13 protein-coding genes are annotated in these 18,892 nt (G+C 41.2%); 4 read left to right on the forward strand and 9 right to left on the reverse strand.

Annotation, left to right across the window (positions count from 1 at the left end; translation table 11 throughout):
• Positions 1–37: 37 nt before the first annotated feature.
• From nrdA to VCA1004_RS06315, 3 genes are all read left to right on the forward strand, one after another.
• On the forward strand, positions 38–2,326 hold the full coding sequence (gene nrdA / locus VCA1004_RS06305) for a class 1a ribonucleoside-diphosphate reductase subunit alpha (RefSeq protein ID WP_086984149.1): 2,289 nt from the start codon (positions 38–40) through the stop codon (positions 2,324–2,326).
• Positions 2,327–2,462: 136 nt separating this feature from the next.
• Positions 2,463–3,596 carry a class Ia ribonucleoside-diphosphate reductase subunit beta gene (nrdB, locus tag VCA1004_RS06310; RefSeq protein ID WP_086984143.1) on the forward strand — a complete coding sequence of 378 codons (1,134 nt, stop codon included), beginning with the start codon at positions 2,463–2,465 and terminating at the stop codon, positions 3,594–3,596.
• Entirely contained in the window at positions 3,596–3,874 is a 279-nt protein-coding gene (locus VCA1004_RS06315) for a 2Fe-2S iron-sulfur cluster-binding protein (protein ID WP_086984140.1), read from the forward strand. Before nrdB ends, VCA1004_RS06315 begins: the two co-directional genes overlap by 1 nt.
• A gap of 162 nt (positions 3,875–4,036) precedes the next feature.
• Here the strand turns inward: VCA1004_RS06315 and VCA1004_RS06320 are convergent, their stop codons facing one another.
• Together VCA1004_RS06320 and VCA1004_RS06325 are read right to left on the reverse strand one after the other, a co-directional pair.
• Positions 4,037–4,789 carry a DUF481 domain-containing protein gene (locus tag VCA1004_RS06320; RefSeq protein ID WP_086984137.1) on the reverse strand — a complete coding sequence of 251 codons (753 nt, stop codon included), beginning with the start codon at positions 4,787–4,789 and terminating at the stop codon, positions 4,037–4,039.
• Positions 4,790–4,902: 113 nt separating this feature from the next.
• Positions 4,903–6,105 (reverse strand): CinA family nicotinamide mononucleotide deamidase-related protein, encoded by a 1,203-nt coding sequence (locus tag VCA1004_RS06325; RefSeq protein WP_086984133.1) that lies wholly within the window; start codon positions 6,103–6,105, stop codon positions 4,903–4,905.
• A gap of 138 nt (positions 6,106–6,243) precedes the next feature.
• Between VCA1004_RS06325 and VCA1004_RS06330 the strand changes: the two genes are divergently transcribed.
• Positions 6,244–6,777, forward strand: coding sequence for a glycine cleavage system protein R (locus VCA1004_RS06330; protein ID WP_086984130.1), 534 nt, complete (start codon positions 6,244–6,246; stop codon positions 6,775–6,777).
• A 74-nt stretch (positions 6,778–6,851) separates the two neighbouring features.
• Here VCA1004_RS06330 and VCA1004_RS06335 read toward each other — a convergent pair whose 3' ends face one another.
• From VCA1004_RS06335 to VCA1004_RS06370, 7 genes are all read right to left on the reverse strand, one after another.
• The gene (locus tag VCA1004_RS06335) at positions 6,852–7,187 is read right to left on the reverse strand and encodes a hypothetical protein (RefSeq protein WP_086984126.1); all 336 of its coding nucleotides are present in this window, start codon (positions 7,185–7,187) and stop codon (positions 6,852–6,854) included.
• A gap of 200 nt (positions 7,188–7,387) precedes the next feature.
• Positions 7,388–8,533, reverse strand: coding sequence for a carboxynorspermidine decarboxylase (gene nspC, locus VCA1004_RS06340; RefSeq protein WP_086984122.1), 1,146 nt, complete (start codon positions 8,531–8,533; stop codon positions 7,388–7,390).
• A gap of 149 nt (positions 8,534–8,682) precedes the next feature.
• A complete protein-coding gene (locus VCA1004_RS06345) occupies positions 8,683–9,927 on the reverse strand; it encodes a carboxynorspermidine synthase (protein ID WP_086984119.1) in 1,245 nt (414 codons plus the stop codon).
• A gap of 110 nt (positions 9,928–10,037) precedes the next feature.
• Positions 10,038–12,959, reverse strand: coding sequence for a pyridoxal phosphate-dependent class III aminotransferase (locus VCA1004_RS06350; protein WP_086984116.1), 2,922 nt, complete (start codon positions 12,957–12,959; stop codon positions 10,038–10,040).
• Positions 12,960–13,565: 606 nt separating this feature from the next.
• Positions 13,566–15,371: an AMP-dependent synthetase/ligase gene (locus VCA1004_RS06355; protein WP_197715831.1), complete on the reverse strand. Its 1,806-nt coding sequence runs from the start codon at positions 15,369–15,371 to the stop codon at positions 13,566–13,568.
• Between the two features lie 565 nt (positions 15,372–15,936).
• The gene (locus tag VCA1004_RS06365) at positions 15,937–16,860 is read right to left on the reverse strand and encodes a hypothetical protein (RefSeq protein ID WP_086984111.1); all 924 of its coding nucleotides are present in this window, start codon (positions 16,858–16,860) and stop codon (positions 15,937–15,939) included.
• An 11-nt stretch (positions 16,861–16,871) separates the two neighbouring features.
• Entirely contained in the window at positions 16,872–18,872 is a 2,001-nt protein-coding gene (locus VCA1004_RS06370) for a ShlB/FhaC/HecB family hemolysin secretion/activation protein (RefSeq protein ID WP_164520836.1), read from the reverse strand.
• Between the last annotated feature and the right edge of the window lie 20 nt (positions 18,873–18,892).

The following is an 18,892-nucleotide window of genomic DNA, read 5'->3' on the forward strand; positions in this document are numbered from 1 at the left end:
AGCTTTACATTTATCTAGTTTAGGGAACTCATTTCGAATGAACGAACAACTGACAGTTACAAAACGTAGCGGGAAAAAAGAGTCAATCGATCTTGAAAAGATCCATCGAGTGATCACATGGGCAGCTGAAGGTCTTCATAACGTTTCAGTTTCTCAAGTTGAATTAAAAGCTCACATCCAATTTTATGATGGCATTACCACCTCAGATATCCATGAGACCATCATTAAATCTGCTGCTGACCTGATTTCAGAACAAAGTCCAGACTATCAATACCTCGCTGCACGTTTAGCTGTTTTCCACCTGCGTAAAAAAGCTTATGGCGAATTTGAGCCGCCAACATTGTTTGATCACGTATCAAAATTAGTTGATATGGGTAAATACGATAAGCATTTACTTGAAGATTATACGCGTGAAGAATTTGCAGCTTTAGATGGCTTCATCGATCACAACCGTGATATGAACTTCTCGTATGCAGCCGTCAAGCAGCTAGAAGGTAAATACTTCGTTCAAAACCGCGTAACCAAACAAATTTATGAAAGTGCTCAGTTTTTATATATTTTGGTAGCGGCTTGCTTATTCGCCAAATACCCAAAAGAGACTCGCCTCGATTACATTAAACGTTTTTACGATGCGGTATCGACATTTAAAATCTCTTTACCAACGCCGATTATGGCAGGTGTACGTACTCCTACTCGTCAGTTTAGTTCATGTGTTCTGATTGAATGTGGTGATAGCCTAGATTCTATCAATGCGACTGCAAGCTCTATTGTTCGTTACGTGTCACAACGTGCAGGTATCGGGATTAACGCTGGACGTATTCGTGCCCTTGGTTCTGAAATCCGCAATGGTGAAGCTTTCCATACTGGCTGTATTCCATTCTACAAATACTTCCAAACCGCGGTGAAATGTTGTTCTCAAGGTGGGGTTCGTGGCGGCGCAGCGACTGTTTTCTATCCAATTTGGCACCGTGAAGTTCAATCGCTCTTAGTTCTGAAAAACAACCGTGGTGTTGAAGAGAACCGTGTCCGTCACATGGACTATGGTGTGCAATTAAATAAACTTATGTACGCTCGCCTTATTAAGGGTGCAAATATTAGCTTATTCTCGCCTTCTGATGTCCCTGGGTTGTATGATGCATTCTTTGAAGATCAAGCGAAGTTTGAAGAGCTGTATGTCAAATACGAAGCCGATGAAACCATCAAGCGTGAAACCATTAAAGCCGTTGAGCTGTTCTCCTTATTAATGCAAGAGCGCGCCTCAACAGGTCGTATCTACATTCAAAACGTTGACCACTGTAATACGCACAGCCCATTTGACCCAAGCGTTGCGCCAGTACGTCAATCTAACTTATGTCTTGAGATTGCACTACCAACAAAACCACTACGTAATGTAGACGATGAAGAAGGCGAAATTGCCTTGTGTACCTTGTCGGCATTCAACTTAGGTGAAATTAAGTCTTTAGATGATTTTGAAGAATTATCAGAGCTTGTAGTACGTGCACTTGATGCACTATTAGATTACCAAGACTACCCTCTTCCAGCCGCTCGTAAGGCGACAATGAACCGTCGAACTTTAGGAGTTGGTGTAATCAACTATGCATACTACTTAGCCAAAAACGGCGTAAAGTATTCTGATGGTAGCGCGAATGGCCTGACTCACCGTACTTTCGAAGCCATGCAATACTACTTGCTAAAAGCTTCGGTTGAGTTAGCCAAAGAAAAAGGCGCTTGTCCGGCCTTTAATGAAACAACTTATGCTAAAGGTATTTTACCAATCGATTCTTACAAAAAAGATTTGGATGCGATTTGTAATGAACCTCTGCATTTGGACTGGGAAGCGTTACGCACTGAAATCACTACTCATGGTCTTCGTAACTCAACGTTAACCGCATTAATGCCATCTGAAACCTCTTCTCAGATCTCAAATGCGACTAACGGTATTGAACCACCTCGCGGTTTTGTTTCAGTAAAAGCATCGAAAGATGGGATCTTGAAGCAAGTAGTGCCAGAATACCAAGCACTCAAAAATCAATATGAGCTACTATGGCGTATTCCATCAAATGATGGTTATTTACACCTAGTGGGGATCATGCAGAAGTTCATCGATCAATCGATTTCAGCGAACACCAACTACGACCCGAGTGTACATGCCAACGGTAAAGTACCAATGAAGCTGTTACTAAAAGACTTACTAACGGCCTACAAATTTGGGGTGAAAACGCTGTACTACCATAACACTCGTGATGGTGCGAGTGATGATCAAAGCGATACTACTGCAATTATTGAGCAAGATGATGATTGTGCAGGCGGCGCTTGTAAGATCTAATCATTCACCACAATTCAAGCCTGCCCCGTCGGCAGGCTTCTTGTGTAAATCGCATTCTAATTAACAACGTAACAGTGACCCTTTTTTCACTGTGAATAATGGAGGACAGGATACGTCATCCATTAATGAGGTAATCATGGCTTATACAATTTTTAATCAAAAAAGAAATGATCAATTAAAGGAACCGATGTTCTTTGGTCAGTCCGTTAACGTAGCTCGTTACGACCAACAGAAGTTTGAGATTTTCGAAAAACTGATCGAAAAACAACTCTCGTTTTTCTGGCGTCCAGAAGAAGTCGATGTATCAAGCGATCGAATTGATTACAACAAGTTACCTGATCATGAAAAACACATTTTCATCAGTAACTTAAAATACCAGACCCTACTCGATTCTATCCAAGGTCGTAGCCCTAATGTGGCCTTACTTCCGCTAGTCTCTTTACCTGAGCTAGAAACTTGGATTGAAACCTGGTCTTTTTCTGAAACCATTCACTCTCGTTCATACACTCACATCATTCGTAATATTGTCAATGATCCGGGCGTCGTGTTTGATGACATCGTAGAAAATGAATTTATTGTAAAACGTGCGCGTGATATTGCTCATTATTATGATGAATTAATTCGTATGACCAATGATTACCACCGTCTAGGTGAAGGTAAGCACACCATCAATGGTCAAGCGGTTGAAGTCAAACTTCATGACTTGAAAAAGCAACTTTACCTCTGCTTAATGTCAGTCAATGCTCTAGAAGCGATTCGCTTTTACGTGAGTTTTGCTTGCTCTTTTGCATTTGCAGAACGTGAACTGATGGAAGGTAATGCAAAAATTATCAAGCTAATTGCTCGTGATGAAGCTTTGCATCTGACTGGAACCCAACACATGTTGAACATTCTACGTAATGGTCAAGATGATTTTAGTTTCATGCAAATTGCGGAAGAAGCTAAACAAGAGTGCTTCGATTTATTTAAAGAAGCGGCAGAACAAGAAAAAGAATGGGCTGAATACTTATTCAAAGATGGTTCAATGATTGGCTTAAACAAAGATATTTTATGCCAATACGTTGAATATATTACGAATATCCGCATGCAAGCGGTAGGTTTAGAGGCAGCTTATCCAAATGCCACCAGCAATCCGATTCCATGGATTAATGCTTGGTTATCTTCTGATAACGTTCAAGTTGCTCCACAAGAAGCAGAAATCAGCTCTTATTTAGTCGGTCAAATTGACAACGAAGTAGGCTCTGATGACTTTGGAGATTTCGAACTGTAATGAAAATACTGCAAATCAACGGACTCACACAGGTAAAAGCGGCTCCAACCCAAACGGTGCTCGAAGCGATGGAGAATGCAGGTCTTGAGCCTGAATTTATGTGTCGTGATGGCCATTGTGGCGCTTGTAAATGTGAATTAGAGGCAGGTGATATTGAATACGTTGGTTTTGCTTTAGCTTTCACTCAGCCGAGAGAGATTTTGCCTTGTATTTGCAAAGCAAAATCTGACTTAGTGCTCAGCAAAGTTCGTTATCAAGCTTCGAAAAAAAGAGCTTAATGTGTGTTAATTACCCTCAACTGGGGTGAGTAATTAAAATATAAACACCGTAAGACATAAAAAAAGCTGGTTAAGAATACGTTCTTAACCAGCTTTTTTTCAGTGTGATTGGTATTATTGCATCACTTACCTTAGATACCTTATACCCTAAGCCTAGATACTTTAGAAATCGTAACTAATGCTCACTGTGGTATAGATTTCATCATTGCTTTTATCTGATGCTACATCTGTATTGTAGATGTATTGAGCATCCAACACTAAAGCTACATCACCAACTAAAATGTTTTTCAAATTCGCGCCTAAAGTATATTTGGTGTTAGATTCACCGTAATTCACTTCAGCATCACCACCAATGGCTAAGGTATCTGTCACTTTGGTTTTAGCATTTAAAAACGCATTCGCAGTAACATCTTCAGTCACTTGACCTGGGTGATCAACATCATCCATTTGACGCTCACTACGACGATAACCTGGACCACCACCAATATTCACTTTTGTCGCTTCAGTATCAACCAGCGCTCTTTCAATACCCGCAGTCACTGAGTAGACCTCACGGTAAGTTTCGTATTGATCATGTTCATATTGGTTATCAATATAAGCTTGATACTTCTCAGCGATTTGATAAGACAGTTTGTAGCCTAAATCGTATTTATTGGTTCCATCATCTTCTGCATCAGAGGTTTTGGTGTAATAGCTGCTGGCAGAAAAATCATTCGTCCATCGTGCTTTTTCGTACTTCAACCAACCACTGGTATTTAAAGAAGTCGATGTGCTTGATGCATTAGAATAAAGAAAACCCAGTTTTGCACCACCCGTTAAATTACCGTCATCAGAGGCAGAAACTTCATCAGCAGCAAAAGAAGAGGTTGAAATCAGCAAAATGGAAAGAGAAGAAAATAACGCTGTTAATTTCATGTAAACGTCTCGTTTGGTGAATTTACAGTGATGATAAAGCTCTCACTCACATTTGTCATGCAATGATAATGCAAGCGCATATTTTTTAATCAATTATATCTTTTAATTATCCATTAAGCCTGAGAATAAGCGACACGCTCAAAGTGACCAATCGGCGGTAAACAGTCTTCTTTTTGTACATAACGACGCAACATATCTAGGCCAATCGTCGCAATTAATGATTGTTGTGCTTTTAGAGGATAATCTCGCTTAAATGAAATCTGCTGGGCAAAATAACCTTGAGCATCTAAAACGATCAACGCAAAAGTTCCATCATCCATTTTATAATTGCCAAGAACCATATCCGCTCCACTTTCTTGACGATATTCTTCCACCAAGAACATAGAATCTTGTAGCTCGGTAATGAGAGGCGCTTGATTATCTACAATGCTTTGAACAAAAAATTCCGCCGCTAACGGCTCTAATGACAAGGATCTTGCAATTTCTCCGCCTGTTGCTTGTTCAATTACAGACAATTGCCAATCATTGCTTTCCAATAGCTCAGCCACGACTTTAGGTAAGCCTTTATTGACTCCTAAAACAAAGTTCGCTAATCGTTCACTAATAAGCTCAATCACTGAACCAATATTCGAATCTTGATAGCGGCTAAAGACTTTCACTTCAATAAAAGGCATATACGAGCGATAGCCGAGACTAAAACCTACCGGTAACTCAATATCTTTAAGCAAATCCGCAATACCCGATTCACCCAAGCCAAAAGTATAAATTTTATTGCATTCAAGACGGTCGACTTCGGGATAACGTTGTTTCATCCTTGGTAGAATTTCGTCCACCACCATACGTTTAAATTCAAAAGGCACCCCTGGAGTAAAGAAGACCACGGCATCATTCAACTCAATACTAAAACCACAGGCCGTTCCCACTGGGTTATGAATCATTTCTGCGTCTTGTGGCAACATGGCTTGCTTTTCATTACTGGCGGCCATCGGACGACCAATACGCGCAAAGTAAGCCGTCATCACGTCAACCCATTGTTGGTTTAATACCAGCTCTTTTCCTACTGCTTGTGCCGCCGCCAATGCGCTCAAATCATCACTGGTGGGGCCTAAGCCTCCATTGACAATCACAATGTCACTTTTCAGGCTCAAAGCGATAATTTCTTGTTTGAGTTCTTCTAGCTGATCGCCCACGGTTGAACGATAATGCAAAGCAAATCCTTGCTCAAAAAACAGTTCCGATAACCACGATGCATTCGTATCGATAATATCGCCATGCAACACTTCTTCGCCAGTGCTGAGCATTGATACTTTGACCATTTCTCATCCTTATTCTTTATTGTTTTTTCTATCATGATTGAAACATAAGTATTGGTATTTTAGTACTCTATTCTTTCAACAAACCTCACTCTGTGTACTAAAATAACCACAGCATTGCATGAAACTGGTGAGGGAAATATGACAAATCAAACACTCTTTATTGCCAATATTTCTGGTCAAGCAAGCCCGAAAACGATCCAACAGTTAGCAAAGGTCACACATGAAAATAATGGTAGTTGGATCACTAGCAAAATTAATTATCTCGATGATCAGCTCGCAGGTCTAATTAAGATCGCCTGCCCTGAAACCAAGGTCGAAATTATTCAAAGTGCTTTTAATCAAGCTGAAGGGTTAACTTGTCAATTTGCTCAATCGCAAGCCAACAAACATGCCGAAGATGACATTTATCAACTTCGCTTAGATAGCCAAGAACGCAGTGGGATCATTCAAGAAATCAGCCATATTTTAGAACGTGAAAGAGCCAATATTTTAAGCATTGAAACTCAACGTTTATTTTTAGCAGGAAGACAAGGGATCAATACGAACCTGTTTACTTCTCAATTTCGTATTACCCTTCCAGAACAGACCAATATTAAAGATATTATCGCAGAGCTAGAAGCGATCACTCAGGGTATCCAAGTCATTGATTTAAGCGCCACATTGAAGCAATAAATCTTTGCTCTAAAAAATAACGTGGCTTTAACCTCAACACTTGGATGATTAAGGCCATGCCATCAGCCAATTTTTTAATGTCCTAAGGCAGTAACATCAAACACCAGCTCACCATTATCAAATAATTCAAAGGTGACTTTATTGGTATCTGTGCCTTTTAAATCTGTATCGGTACAACCACTGAACACAAACCAATCATATTGATAAGTTAACGAATAACGCTTTTCACCAATATAATTGACAGCTTGAATATCAATGCCGCTCTCATTCAAGGCTCTAGGGTCAATATATACAAGGTTTGGCACCAATTGATGCTGCCAGTCACCTTGATTCGTTTGTAAATAGCTTTTTAATTGTTGGGCACGTTGTTCACCATGTGGCACTACCTTGCCTTGATAAAATAATTTCATCTCTTTTCCTTATGACGCATCAATAAGTTAACTTGCTATTGAGCCTAACATCTGAGAAATAAAAATGCCGCTCGTTTTTCTTTTCACGGCATCCGATTTACTCAGCGAATATTGCAGGACGACCTTGGTTGTGGTCTATTACAATGCCAAGTGATTGAACTGAACGACAGTGTCTATTATCCAGCAATGCACCATTCAAACTAACTCACCGACCATTGAGACAGAGAACGTTTGAAATCTTGGTAGTCAAATTCATTCAGCTTTTGAATCTCACCATTGGCACGTTGGCAGTAAATCGTCGGCATTTTCAGGCCGTTAAACCAGTTTAACTTCACCATGGTGTAACCTGCGCTATCTAAAATATGCAGGCGTTGGCCAATTTCCAAAGGTTTATCAAACTTAGCCACACAGAATTGATCACCCGCAAGACATGAGCAAGAGCCGATCACGTATTCATGTTCGCCATATTCACAGGCTTCACCAATCGAGGCTGGTTCGTTATAGATTAAGGTATCTAGACGGTGCGCTTCGGTAGCAGAATCGACAATCGCGGTTTTCATGCCATTTTCAACAATATCTACCACGGTAACAACAAGGTCTGTGGTTTGAGTAATGATGGCTTCACCCGGCTCTAGGTAAAGCTGCACGCCATGTTTTTCAGCAAAGTGTTTTAATGCTTGAGCAAGCTTTTCAACTTGATAGCCCGGCCAAGTAAAGAATACGCCTCCGCCTAGGCTAACCCAGTCAAGTTTATCTAGATAAGCGCCAAAACGCTCAGAGATGCTCTCAAGTAAAGCGATAAAATCATCCGCTGATTTGTTTTCGCAGTTCATGTGAAACATCACGCCATCAAGATCATCAAAAATTTCAGCCGACAATTGCCCTTCTTGCACACCTAAACGTGAAAATTGACGAGCGGGATCGGCTAAATCTTGCCCTGCACGGCTCACACCCGGGTTCAAACGAATGCCAATCGAGGCTTTGCCTTCCACCAAATGACGATAGGCTTTTAGCTGACTTAAAGAATTAAAGATCATCTTATCGCAGATATCCGCTACTTCTTTTACGTCATTTTCGCTGTAGCCGACACTGTATGCGTGATTTTCTTTACCTGAATCAGGACCACCAAAAGTTTCATAGCCTAACTTTACTTCATACGGGCCACTGCTTGTGGTGCCATCCAGGTAAGGTTTAATAATGTTAAACACGCCCCAAGTTGAAAAACACTTCAGCGCTAAGACTAATTTTACGCCGCTCAATTCTTTAAGCTGCTTGGCGATCTCAAGATTGCGGATCAACTTTGATTCATCAATCATGAAATAAGGAGTAGGAAGATTGTTAGACATAGATTTCCACACAGTTTCTAGATGCTAGTCCCTAGTTCCTAGGTAAGAGCAAAGATATAAATAATAAAATAAGCAGTAACGAACTGAGTATTACTGCTTATCATTCAAAGGAACCAGCCCTCTAGGAACTAGGGACTAGGAACCTTCTCTTATTTCAAAATATTAATCTTCGGCTGACCTGGTTCTAGCTCTTGAACATGCCAATCTAGACCGATGCTTGGCATGGTTTCTAGGAAGCCGTCTGGGTCAAGTTGTTCCATGTTGAACACGCCAGCTTCATTCCAGTTACCTTTGAAGTACTGAAGAGCGGCGGTGATTGCAGGTACACCAGTCGTATAAGCAATCGCTTGGTGTTCAACGTCGTGATAAGCCACTTCGTGATCGGCGTTGTTGTAGATAAATACACTACGCTGCTCGCCACCTTTTTTACCCTGAACCCAAGTACCGATACAGGTTTTTCCTGTGTAACCCGGAGCAAGAGAAGTTGGATCTGGTAGCAATGCTTTCAATACTTTGAGTGGCTCAACCACAGTGCCATCTTGCAACGTGATTGGTTCTGGGCTTAGTAGGCCGATATCTTTCATGCAGTTGAAGTAGTTTAGGTAACGGTCGCCAAAGCCCATCCAGAATTCGATACGTTTTGCCGGAATGAACTCTTGCATTGAACGAACTTCATCATGCGCCATTGAGTAAACTTTGTGGCTGCCACAGTTGGGAAAATCGAACTCAAGCATACGAGTATGACAAGGCACTTGCTTCCAACTACCCTCTTCCCAGTAGAAAGAATCGCCTTGGATTTCAAGCATGTTGGTTTCTGGGTCGAAGTTAGTTGCAAACTTCTTACCGTGATCACCGGCATTCACATCCATCACATCAATGGTGTCGATTTCATCAAAAAGATGTTTTACGGCATAAGCGGCAAATACGCTAACTACGCCCGGATCAAAACCCGCACCTAAAATACCTGTGATACCTGCTTGGGCAAATTTTTCGCGAAATGCCCATTGTGGATCGTACGCTTCCGGCACTTGCTGACCTTCGCTACATAAATCCACAGCAACCGATGTATCAAGGTAAGACACTTTCGCTTGGTAACACGCTTCCATAATGGTCACGTTAACCCAAGGAGGACCGGCATTAATGACTAAGTCTGGTTTGACTTCGTTAATCAATGCCACAAGAGAGGCAACATCGTCAGCATCTACAAATCGTGCTTCTAATTTCTTTGATGGATCTTTAAGGTTATTTTTACCCTTGATCGACTCGATGATTTTTTCACATTTCGCAATAGTGCGAGACGCTAACGTAATATCACCCAGTACATCATTGTTTTGAGCCGCTTTATGTGCAACAACCCAACCAACGCCACCTGCGCCAATTTGTAAAATAGACATCTTATCGTCACCTTCCTTTCTTCGTTATTCCTGCGTACTTGAAGCTGTAACTTTATTGACTGCGCTCACTACAGCTCCAATTACTTTGGGTGTTAGTTCATATAAATAAATTAAATTTCTGTCGTTAACACTTGAGCTAACTCGTTTACATCATTCAGTAATTTTTCAAAATCACTCAACGCTAAGCACGGATTCAAAATCGTGAACTTCAGTGCCGCTTTGCCATCCACGGTGGTTTCGCCCAGTACCGCAACACCACGAACCAATGCTTCAATGCGAATTTGACGGTTTAACTCATCAAGCGCTTGTTCTGATAAGTTCGGGTTGCTGTAACGCATCAATACCGTAGACAAGGCTGGTGGAGCCAATAGTTCAAACGCTGCGTCATTAGCGACCATTTGTGCCACTTCGTGCGTTTGTTCAATCAAGTGATCATACATTTCGCCCAACGCCTTAGTGCCGACACTTTGCATGGTCATGAACACTTTTAGTGCATCAAAACGACGGGTTGTCGCTATTGATTTATCCACTAGGTTTGGTAGCTCATCGGTTTCACGGTTTAAGTAATCAGCATGATGCAGTAAGTACTTAAAGTTCGCTTTATCTTTCACCAATACCGCGCCACAGCTGATTGGTTGATAGAACAACTTATGGAAATCCACACTGATTGACTGAGCTCGCTCAATACCCGCTAAGCGATTTTTATGGCGACTTAAGATCAGCGCGCCACCGTAAGCACCATCAACATGGAACCAAATATCATGCGCTAGTGCTAAATCAGCCAGCGTATTCAAATCATCAATTGCGCCATGATCGGTAGTACCTGCTGTGCCAACCATCGCAAACGGAATTAAGCCTTCTGCTTTCAGTTGATTCAAAGTATCAGCCATCGCATCCGTGTTGATTGTGCCGTCGTTATGCGTATCAACACACACCACGGCAGCTTCACCTAAGCCCATTAACGAGGCGGTTTTTTGCACCGTAAAGTGGGATTTTTTCGAACACACAATACGAAGTTTGTCTGCATAATCAGGCAAGCCTAGTTTTTGAATCGAGTGCTGGCTCAACTTATCGGCAATCCAATCACGCGCCAACAATAAGCCCATTTGATTACTTTGCGTGCCACCACTAGTAAACACGCCATCTGCGTTATCACCCATGTTGTAACGCTCACATAGCCAATCGACTACACGTTGCTCAACATACGTCGCCGCAGAGGCTTGATCCCATGAATCCATTGACTGGTTCAAAGACGCAATCATAGCTTCAGCGGCAATCGCTGGCACCAGCGGTGGCGTGTGTAAATGCGCAATACAATTTGGGTGCTGAACAAAAATCGAGTTCTTCGCTACCAAGTTGGTCGTGCTATTAATCACTTGTTGTAAATCGCTGTTGCTTGAATCTAAGTTCACCGCTTCAATTTGTGCCTTTAGAAGCTGTGGATCCATACCTGAATACGGTTTATCTACCGCTTCAAATACCGCTTTCATCGCTTGAGTAGTTTGGTTCATCGCCTTTTCAAAACTGTCTGCACCTTTCGCGCCAGTTTGAATAAAGTGCTGCTGCCATCCTTTTTGCTCAATTGATTGTTGCTCTGCTTTTTGCTTCTCAGGGTCGATACCACCGCCTGCCGCAATGATCGCCGCTTTCAGTGTTTTTAATGCAAAATCAAGCTGTTCAAAGCTAATAATAACCGGCGGTAAGAAACGTAATACTGAACCGTCACGGCCACCTTTTTCAATCATCAAACCACGCTCTAATGCTGCGCGTTGAATTTTTAGTGTTAGTGCTGAAGCCGACGCTGGCTCACCAAATTTATTCAATTCACCATTCGGTTGAACGATTTCCAAACCAAGCATTAAGCCCTTACCACGAACTTCGGCAATGCAACCAACTTCTTTTTGTAGTTGCTCTAAGCCTTCACGTAAGTATTGGCCGGCCACTTTAGCGTGTTCAACCAAGTTATCACGTTGAATGATTTCTAATGCTTTGGCACCAGACACCATCGCCAATTGGTTACCACGGAAAGTGCCAGTGTGCTCACCTGGATTCCAAGTATCGATGTCTTTGTTGAAGACCAAAATCGACATAGGCAATCCACCACCAATCGCTTTAGATAAGCAAAGGATATCTGGTGAAATACCGGACTCTTCAAAGGCAAAGTTAAAACCAGTTTTACCGACGCCACATTGGATCTCATCAAAAATTAATAAGATGCCGTGCTCTGTCGTAATACGACGTAATTCACGTAGCCACAATGCAGGTGCGGGGATCACACCGCCTTCACCTTGAACCGGTTCAACAATGATCGCCGCCGGTTTTTGAATACCACTTTCATCGTCGTTTAGCATACGTTCGATATAGCGAATATTTTGACGAGCGCCCTCTTCACCACCAATACCAAATGGGCAACGTAAGCTATATGGGAATGGCATGAAATGCACATCTGACATTAGCCCTGTGCGACGCGCTTTAGTACCTAGGTTACCCATCATGCCCATAGTGCCATTGGTCATGCCATGGTACGCACCACGAAAAGCGATCATGGTATTACGGCCAGTGGTTTGCTTAGCGAGCTTGATTGCGGCTTCTACCGCATCTGCGCCAGAAGGGCCACAGAATTGGATCACCGAGTTTTTCGCAAAATCAGCAGGTAAAAACGATTTTACTTGCTTAATAAAGCGGTCTTTTGCTGGCGTGGTGATATCTAGTGTTTGATATGGCAAACCACTATCAAGCTGCTCTTTCAGTGCTTGGTTAATTTCTGGGTGGTTATAACCAAGAACTAGGGTGCCTGCCCCAGCTAAACAATCTAAAAATAACTGGCCACGAGTATCTTCAACTAGAGCACCATATGCACGTTTGATCGCAATCGGTAAGCGACGTGGATAAGAGCGAACGGCAGATTCGTGTTGTTCTTGATCAAGCAAGACTTGGTCAAGAGTAAGATCATACACACCCTCAACATAAGGAATATTGGTGGTAAATGGTGTTTGAGCTTGGTTTAACTCAAAATCAAAAGCTGTGGTCATTAAATCAACCCTTTAAACGATATACAGGGAATACTGGCTAGTAATCAGCCAAACCAACTTCAATTAAACCTCAATGATTCAAATTGAAGACATGACATAGCGCCCTTAGGTTTTAACTTAAGACAGTCAAAACCAAAGGCAAATCATTGCAAAGTGTCTAAATGTAGAACTCAGGGTTCTGTAATACTGGAAGTACGACGACTTAACGGAGCACTCACGTAACTCGTAAGGTTCGATAAATGAGATAGCGTCATCGTGCGTAAAAAAGTGACGATCGAGCGCTGAAGATGTGTAAAGCTGATTTTTAAAATCTGAGTTAATGTGTTCAATGTTGGGCTTCCTATTACAATGCGTTAGTTCGCATCGATTCCCGTCTACTGATAACTTGGTGTTAGCAGTACCTACTCATACGTAATGGCACAATCAGCCTGAATGTCCTTACGCGTATCCCCCTAAGGCAAAAACCAACTTAATCATTTAAGTTGACCTTGAGATTGTGGCGGAAAATAACACACTCTTTATTTTCAACGCAAACAATTTTAAAAGGGGAAATGAACATTTTCATCTCCCCTTTAATTAACTTACTGATTTTTTATAGAATTAAAATTAAGCACCGTACATCGCTTGAATTTCTTTATCATACATCTGATAAATATTCTTACGACGTAACTTTAAGGTTGGTGTAATTAAGCCAGCTTCAATCGAAAAAGCCGCGGGTAAAAGCGTGAATTTTTTGATCTGCTCAAAACTGGCTAATTCTATTTGTAACTCTTTCAGTCTTTGTTCGAAATGCTCAACAACGTGAGAATGACGCAACAATTCTAGTGGTGATTCAACTTGGATCCCTTTTTCTTTTGCCCATTGCTCTAACATTTCAAACGCAGGCACAATCAGAGCCGTCACATAATTTCTTGCATCTGCCACAATCGCCACTTGTTCAATGAACGGGCAACATCCCACCTTACCTTCCACTCGTTGCGGTGCAATGTATTTACCATTGGAGGTTTTCATTAACTCTTTGATACGGTCGGTAATATACAGATTACCTTGCTCATCAAACTGCCCTGCATCCCCGGTTTTCAACCAACCATCTTCAAAATTCGCTTGTGTTTCCTCTGGGCGATTATAATAACCACGCATCACTGTCGCACCACGGATCAAAATTTCATTATCTTTGCCCAATTTAATTTCAGTATTCGGCAAGGTTTGACCATTAGAGCCAGTGACGCGGTTTCCGATCGTATTACAAGTTACTGTTGCAGTGGTTTCTGTCATGCCGTAGCCACACAAGATAGGCACATTTATCGCGTGAAAAAATCCTGCGACTTTGCCATCCAAAGCGGCACCACCACAAGGCATAAATTTAAGACGACCACCTAATGCTGACTGCAATTTAGAAAAGACCAATTTGTTTGCAATATGGTATTGCCAAGACAACCACGTTGAAGGAGCTCGTTTGGATTGTTGGCACTCAAATTGCTGTTTACCAACCGATAAAGCCCATTGGAAAATCGCTTGTTTCGCTTTGCTGTCACGATTGACACGGTCTTGAATCGCACTATAGACTTTTTCAAGGAAGCGAGGCACAACACATAATGCATGAGGCTTCACCGCAGTAATGGCTTGCTTCACACGATCGGTGTCTCGCAAATACACATTTTTACCCCCACGACAAAGCACATAAAATGTCCAACTACGCTCAAATACATGGCTTAACGGTAAAAATGCCAAAGACACATCATCTTTTCCAAAATCAATGACTTGATCATGTTGAGCAATGGTTGAGGCAAAATTACGATAATCCAACATGACACCTTTAGGATCACCTGTCGTGCCAGAGGTATAAATTAAGGTCACCAAATCATCCAAATTAGCCTGCTCAATACGTTGGTCACATTCAGTTTGTGTATGCAGGCTCATTGTAAACTGGCCTTTTAACACCTCATCAAAATGATAATGTTGTGAATCCTCCAACAGCGTCACAGACGAATCAAACACCACTATGGTTTGAATGGAAGGTACGTGCTGCAGCAACTGACACGCCATTTGGTATTGTTCGTTAGAATCCACAAACAGCACGGACACTTGTGCGTCATTTAATATGAATTCGGCTTGTTCTTTGGTACTCGTTGGGTAGATCGGTACCACAACCGCGCGCGCTTTTAAAATGGCGATATCGGCGCACGTCCATTGTGGGCAATTTTGAGAAAGAATCGCACACTTATCTTGCACGCCAAGATTGTGTTCAATTAAAAATTTCGCAAGCGTATTTGTCTGCTGCTGTAATTGGCTCCAAGTCACGGAATGCCATGGCGCTGGGGTTTCAAACCCTTCCAAGGCAACATCATTAGAACGTTGCATTGCTTGAGTATTTAATAAATGCAAAAGATGAAAAGCATCAAGGGACATAATATTTTCCAGTTAAGCGTACACAGTGCTTCAATTTGGCGCATAGTATCCTACTCAGAATAAAAAGCGAAACACTTGTAAGCTCAAAAATATAAATTGTTGAACTAGCTCAAAAAAATATTTTACCAATCGTGTATCAAGATGAATAATGAGGCGCTCTGGAAAGAAAGTAAAATCAGAAGTACCGTTAGGTTATATAGCGATAAAACCCAATAGCAAGCATCAATAAAAGACCAACGCTGAACATATCTTGATATAATTTACATAGAAAGTTTTGAAATCACGGTATCCAGACTGATGAAAAGCGATGACAATCGTCATCACTTCGCTTTCGCTTAATTTAGAAGGCCTTCTTCGTTGCTTAAGCCCTGATTCAATTAAGTGGGCTTCCCATTAAGGAATTAAAGAGTAAACAAAAATCATCGACATCAGTGTAAATAGCTTCTAAATTAATCATGCCCAAGTCCTTGCGATTGATAGTTCTCGACAAACGATCTGATCGCGACTTGGGTGGCAGTAACAGATTCTGTGTAACTACCACTAGTTAATATACTTTTAATATCACTTTTTATTGTTCACCCAAGTCTTTCATTACTGCTTCTTTGCGAGCTTTTTCTTTTCTATCCCACACTTCTATTGCCGCATCTTTGCGTGCTTGTCTTTCTTTTATAATGGTTTCATAAGGAACATATAATCTATCAACACCTTTATCTCTTATGGACACCCCTACACCCTCTTCCCATATCACCGCTTCTTGTGGATCTAAACTGAATTTTTGACTTGCATCATATAAACCAAGTGCTTTCATTCGCTCAATATCAACATTTTTTAAGTGAACACTATTTATCATGCGCAGTGCCGTTTCATCTGCAAGCTGACGTCGCTGAGCCGCAGCTTCTGGGGTATCTTTTGCCGTGGTAGAAATTGAATATCTAAAAGAAAAATCACGATATTGGTTATTTGGCTGGCCGATTAATGCATAGTCACACATGATATAGGTATCAAAAGAACCAAAAGGAGCATAACTGCCACCAAACCCTTGAAGTCTTCGACTGAAATCGCAACGAATGCCATCTACATACACCTTTGAAACAAGGTAATAACTAATGTTCTTCTCACCAAAACCATCAATTATTTTCTTGCCATCTTCAACAAATTGGTCAGGAAATCCTTTAAGATTTTTATATTCTAATTTACCATAAATCTTACCATCGACATTGGCAGTCCTGACATTAAAACCGCCTATTTGCGGATCTTTATGACTTAAATACAAAGATTGACTTAGCGGGTTTTCAGATTTAGTACCTTGATGTGCCAACCTCCATTCGGTATCGTTATACAATCTCCAATTTAATCGTGGCGTTGGTGTATCTAACACCACATAAGGATTCTCTAATACCTGCAAATTTGTATCCGTTAGGTTAATAATTTTAACGGATGAACCACAACCCAATAAAAAAGCGGTGATGACAAGTATGAATATTTTATTCATGAAAAACCTCATTATGGTCTTGCTCCACACACGGCGTTAGGGTTATCACTACAGCGGTAACTGCTATGAGGGGATCCTTCGGTAAAAAGTAAACCTAAGTTTTTATAGGTATCAAGACTAAATATATTTTCGAACACGCCCTGTTCTCGAACTTTATTCACCCCGACATTGTTACCTAATACTTCCCCAACAAAATCGCCTGCATTGGTCACATTACCTTTAAATTCAAATTCAACTTCTTTTTTTACACGAGTATCCATTGTTTCTGTATTTACTGGTGAGCCAAAGCCAGCAACTGTTGGAATGTTACCTCCAAAGTACTTAGTATCTTGAAAACCACCTTGATCGTAAGTGCCTTTATTATTGATATAACCTAAGCCTTGCAGTGTTAATAAGTTTCCTTGTGAGTGATTGGCAAAGTTTGAACCTTCTTTGCCTCGAGCGGTGGTGGTATCACGAATAAACTCACCGGTTTGTTTGGCAATTCCTGTGGTTAAGCCTAATTTATCGACGCCAGATTCTAACCCATCCGCTATAAATCCATGTGTCGGGTTGTAATTAAGGTTAAATAATACGTTGATATCATTTAAGCCATAATTATGCGTTTGGCTCATTACATTTTTAATCGCATCGGCTTCACTATTCATCATACCATTGGTACCATTTTGAAAAGTTGCCGTACCTTCTTGAACTATTATCGGAGCTTTACTGATATACAGGCCTTTACCTTTTAATTCATTTTGAGTCTGCTCTGATGCTTCTAAGTAATAACTGCTTTCCTCAATAGCAACATAATCATCCATGTTTTTATTTTTCAGCGCATCCTTAGTACCAACCTGAAGCACTTTATTTACAATATCGTCACCACCCAACAACACAGGAAGCTGAGCGATTATCCCCCCATCTGTTGCATCGCTAGGTGTGAGGCCTCCTGTGATATAACTTAACTCATTAAATAAACTACCAATTGTATTTTCAACAGCATTACCGCCTTCCGATGCCGGAACATTTTGCGCGATTTTTTGCTTATCATCACGAAACAGCATCCAATCAAGCGCCGCATCATGAGTGCTGGTATTGCCTGTCGACTCAAAGCTAAAGTTATTACTCGATATCGTGTTTAAATAATCGCTGTAAGAATAGGAATAAGAAAAAGTGCGGTAGCCATTGGGTATAGACACGGCTAAACGCGCATTTTGTGAGTCGTAATAGCTGGAGAATTCGCTGCTTTTGCTGCCTGAAATAGACCAATTATCCAGAAGACCGAAAATATCATCTAACGAGGCATTAGTAGAAAGCTGGGTTTCACCGGTATTTTTCTGTCCACCGTTGTTAAAACCCAATGATCCACTTAGCCAACCTTGATCAACGGTTTTGATGTTTAAAATGGTGTATCCCGGTTGGGTGCCGGGCAGTAATTCAATGGTGGCGTTATATCGAGCAAGTCGGTTGATTTGATCTAACCCTTGCTCAATATCTCTTAAGTTTAAAATTCGATTTTGCGCATAAGGAAAAGCACTACCAAACCAATGAGGCTGATGGTTGAGTAATATATTTTCTAGTTTACCTTCCAAGATTTGGATCACTAATGTGCCCTGAGACAAATCTTGCGGGATCAGTAATGCCCTTGAGGTGACATAGCCTTTTTGAATATAAAAATTACTGATGTCATGTAAAATGCGATTAATGCCCGATAAGCCTAAGCATTGACCTTTATAGTGCGCCACTTTTTGATGAAGTGTTTCAGAAGAGATAACCTCATTGCCTTGAAAAGTAATTTCCCTTATATCAAAACATTGCCCATCTTCTGTGATCGGAGAGGTACCGGGTATTTGAGGCAATGGCGTGAGGTTTTGTAGCTGCTTCTGAGATTGCTCAATTTGCTTTAAACGTTCCGCCTGTTGTTGTTGTAATTCATCTTGAATAGATGGGTTAACAATTGGTGATGCATACACACGGCACACACAAACGACATAAAACCCTAAAATGAACCAGAGGAATAAGTGGAACACGATACTTCCTTGCACCTATT

It is taken from the genome of Vibrio aphrogenes, assembly GCF_002157735.2.
In the GTDB taxonomy this organism is placed as follows: domain Bacteria; phylum Pseudomonadota; class Gammaproteobacteria; order Enterobacterales; family Vibrionaceae; genus Vibrio; species Vibrio aphrogenes.

Coding starts and splice junctions, on each gene's coding strand:
- VCA1004_RS06320 (WP_086984137.1), bottom strand. CDS start 4,789: ATGAAATTAACAGCGTTATTTTCTTCTCTTTCCATTTTGCTGATTTCA.
- VCA1004_RS06345 (WP_086984119.1), bottom strand. CDS start 9,927: ATGTCTATTTTACAAATTGGCGCAGGTGGCGTTGGTTGGGTTGTTGCA.
- nspC (WP_086984122.1), bottom strand. CDS start 8,533: ATGTCTAACAATCTTCCTACTCCTTATTTCATGATTGATGAATCAAAG.
- VCA1004_RS06330 (WP_086984130.1), top strand. CDS start 6,244: ATGACAAATCAAACACTCTTTATTGCCAATATTTCTGGTCAAGCAAGC.
- nrdB (WP_086984143.1), top strand. CDS start 2,463: ATGGCTTATACAATTTTTAATCAAAAAAGAAATGATCAATTAAAGGAA.
- nrdA (WP_086984149.1), top strand. CDS start 38: ATGAACGAACAACTGACAGTTACAAAACGTAGCGGGAAAAAAGAGTCA.
- VCA1004_RS06335 (WP_086984126.1), bottom strand. CDS start 7,187: ATGAAATTATTTTATCAAGGCAAGGTAGTGCCACATGGTGAACAACGT.
- VCA1004_RS06325 (WP_086984133.1), bottom strand. CDS start 6,105: ATGGTCAAAGTATCAATGCTCAGCACTGGCGAAGAAGTGTTGCATGGC.
- VCA1004_RS06350 (WP_086984116.1), bottom strand. CDS start 12,959: ATGACCACAGCTTTTGATTTTGAGTTAAACCAAGCTCAAACACCATTT.
- VCA1004_RS06365 (WP_086984111.1), bottom strand. CDS start 16,860: ATGAATAAAATATTCATACTTGTCATCACCGCTTTTTTATTGGGTTGT.
- VCA1004_RS06315 (WP_086984140.1), top strand. CDS start 3,596: ATGAAAATACTGCAAATCAACGGACTCACACAGGTAAAAGCGGCTCCA.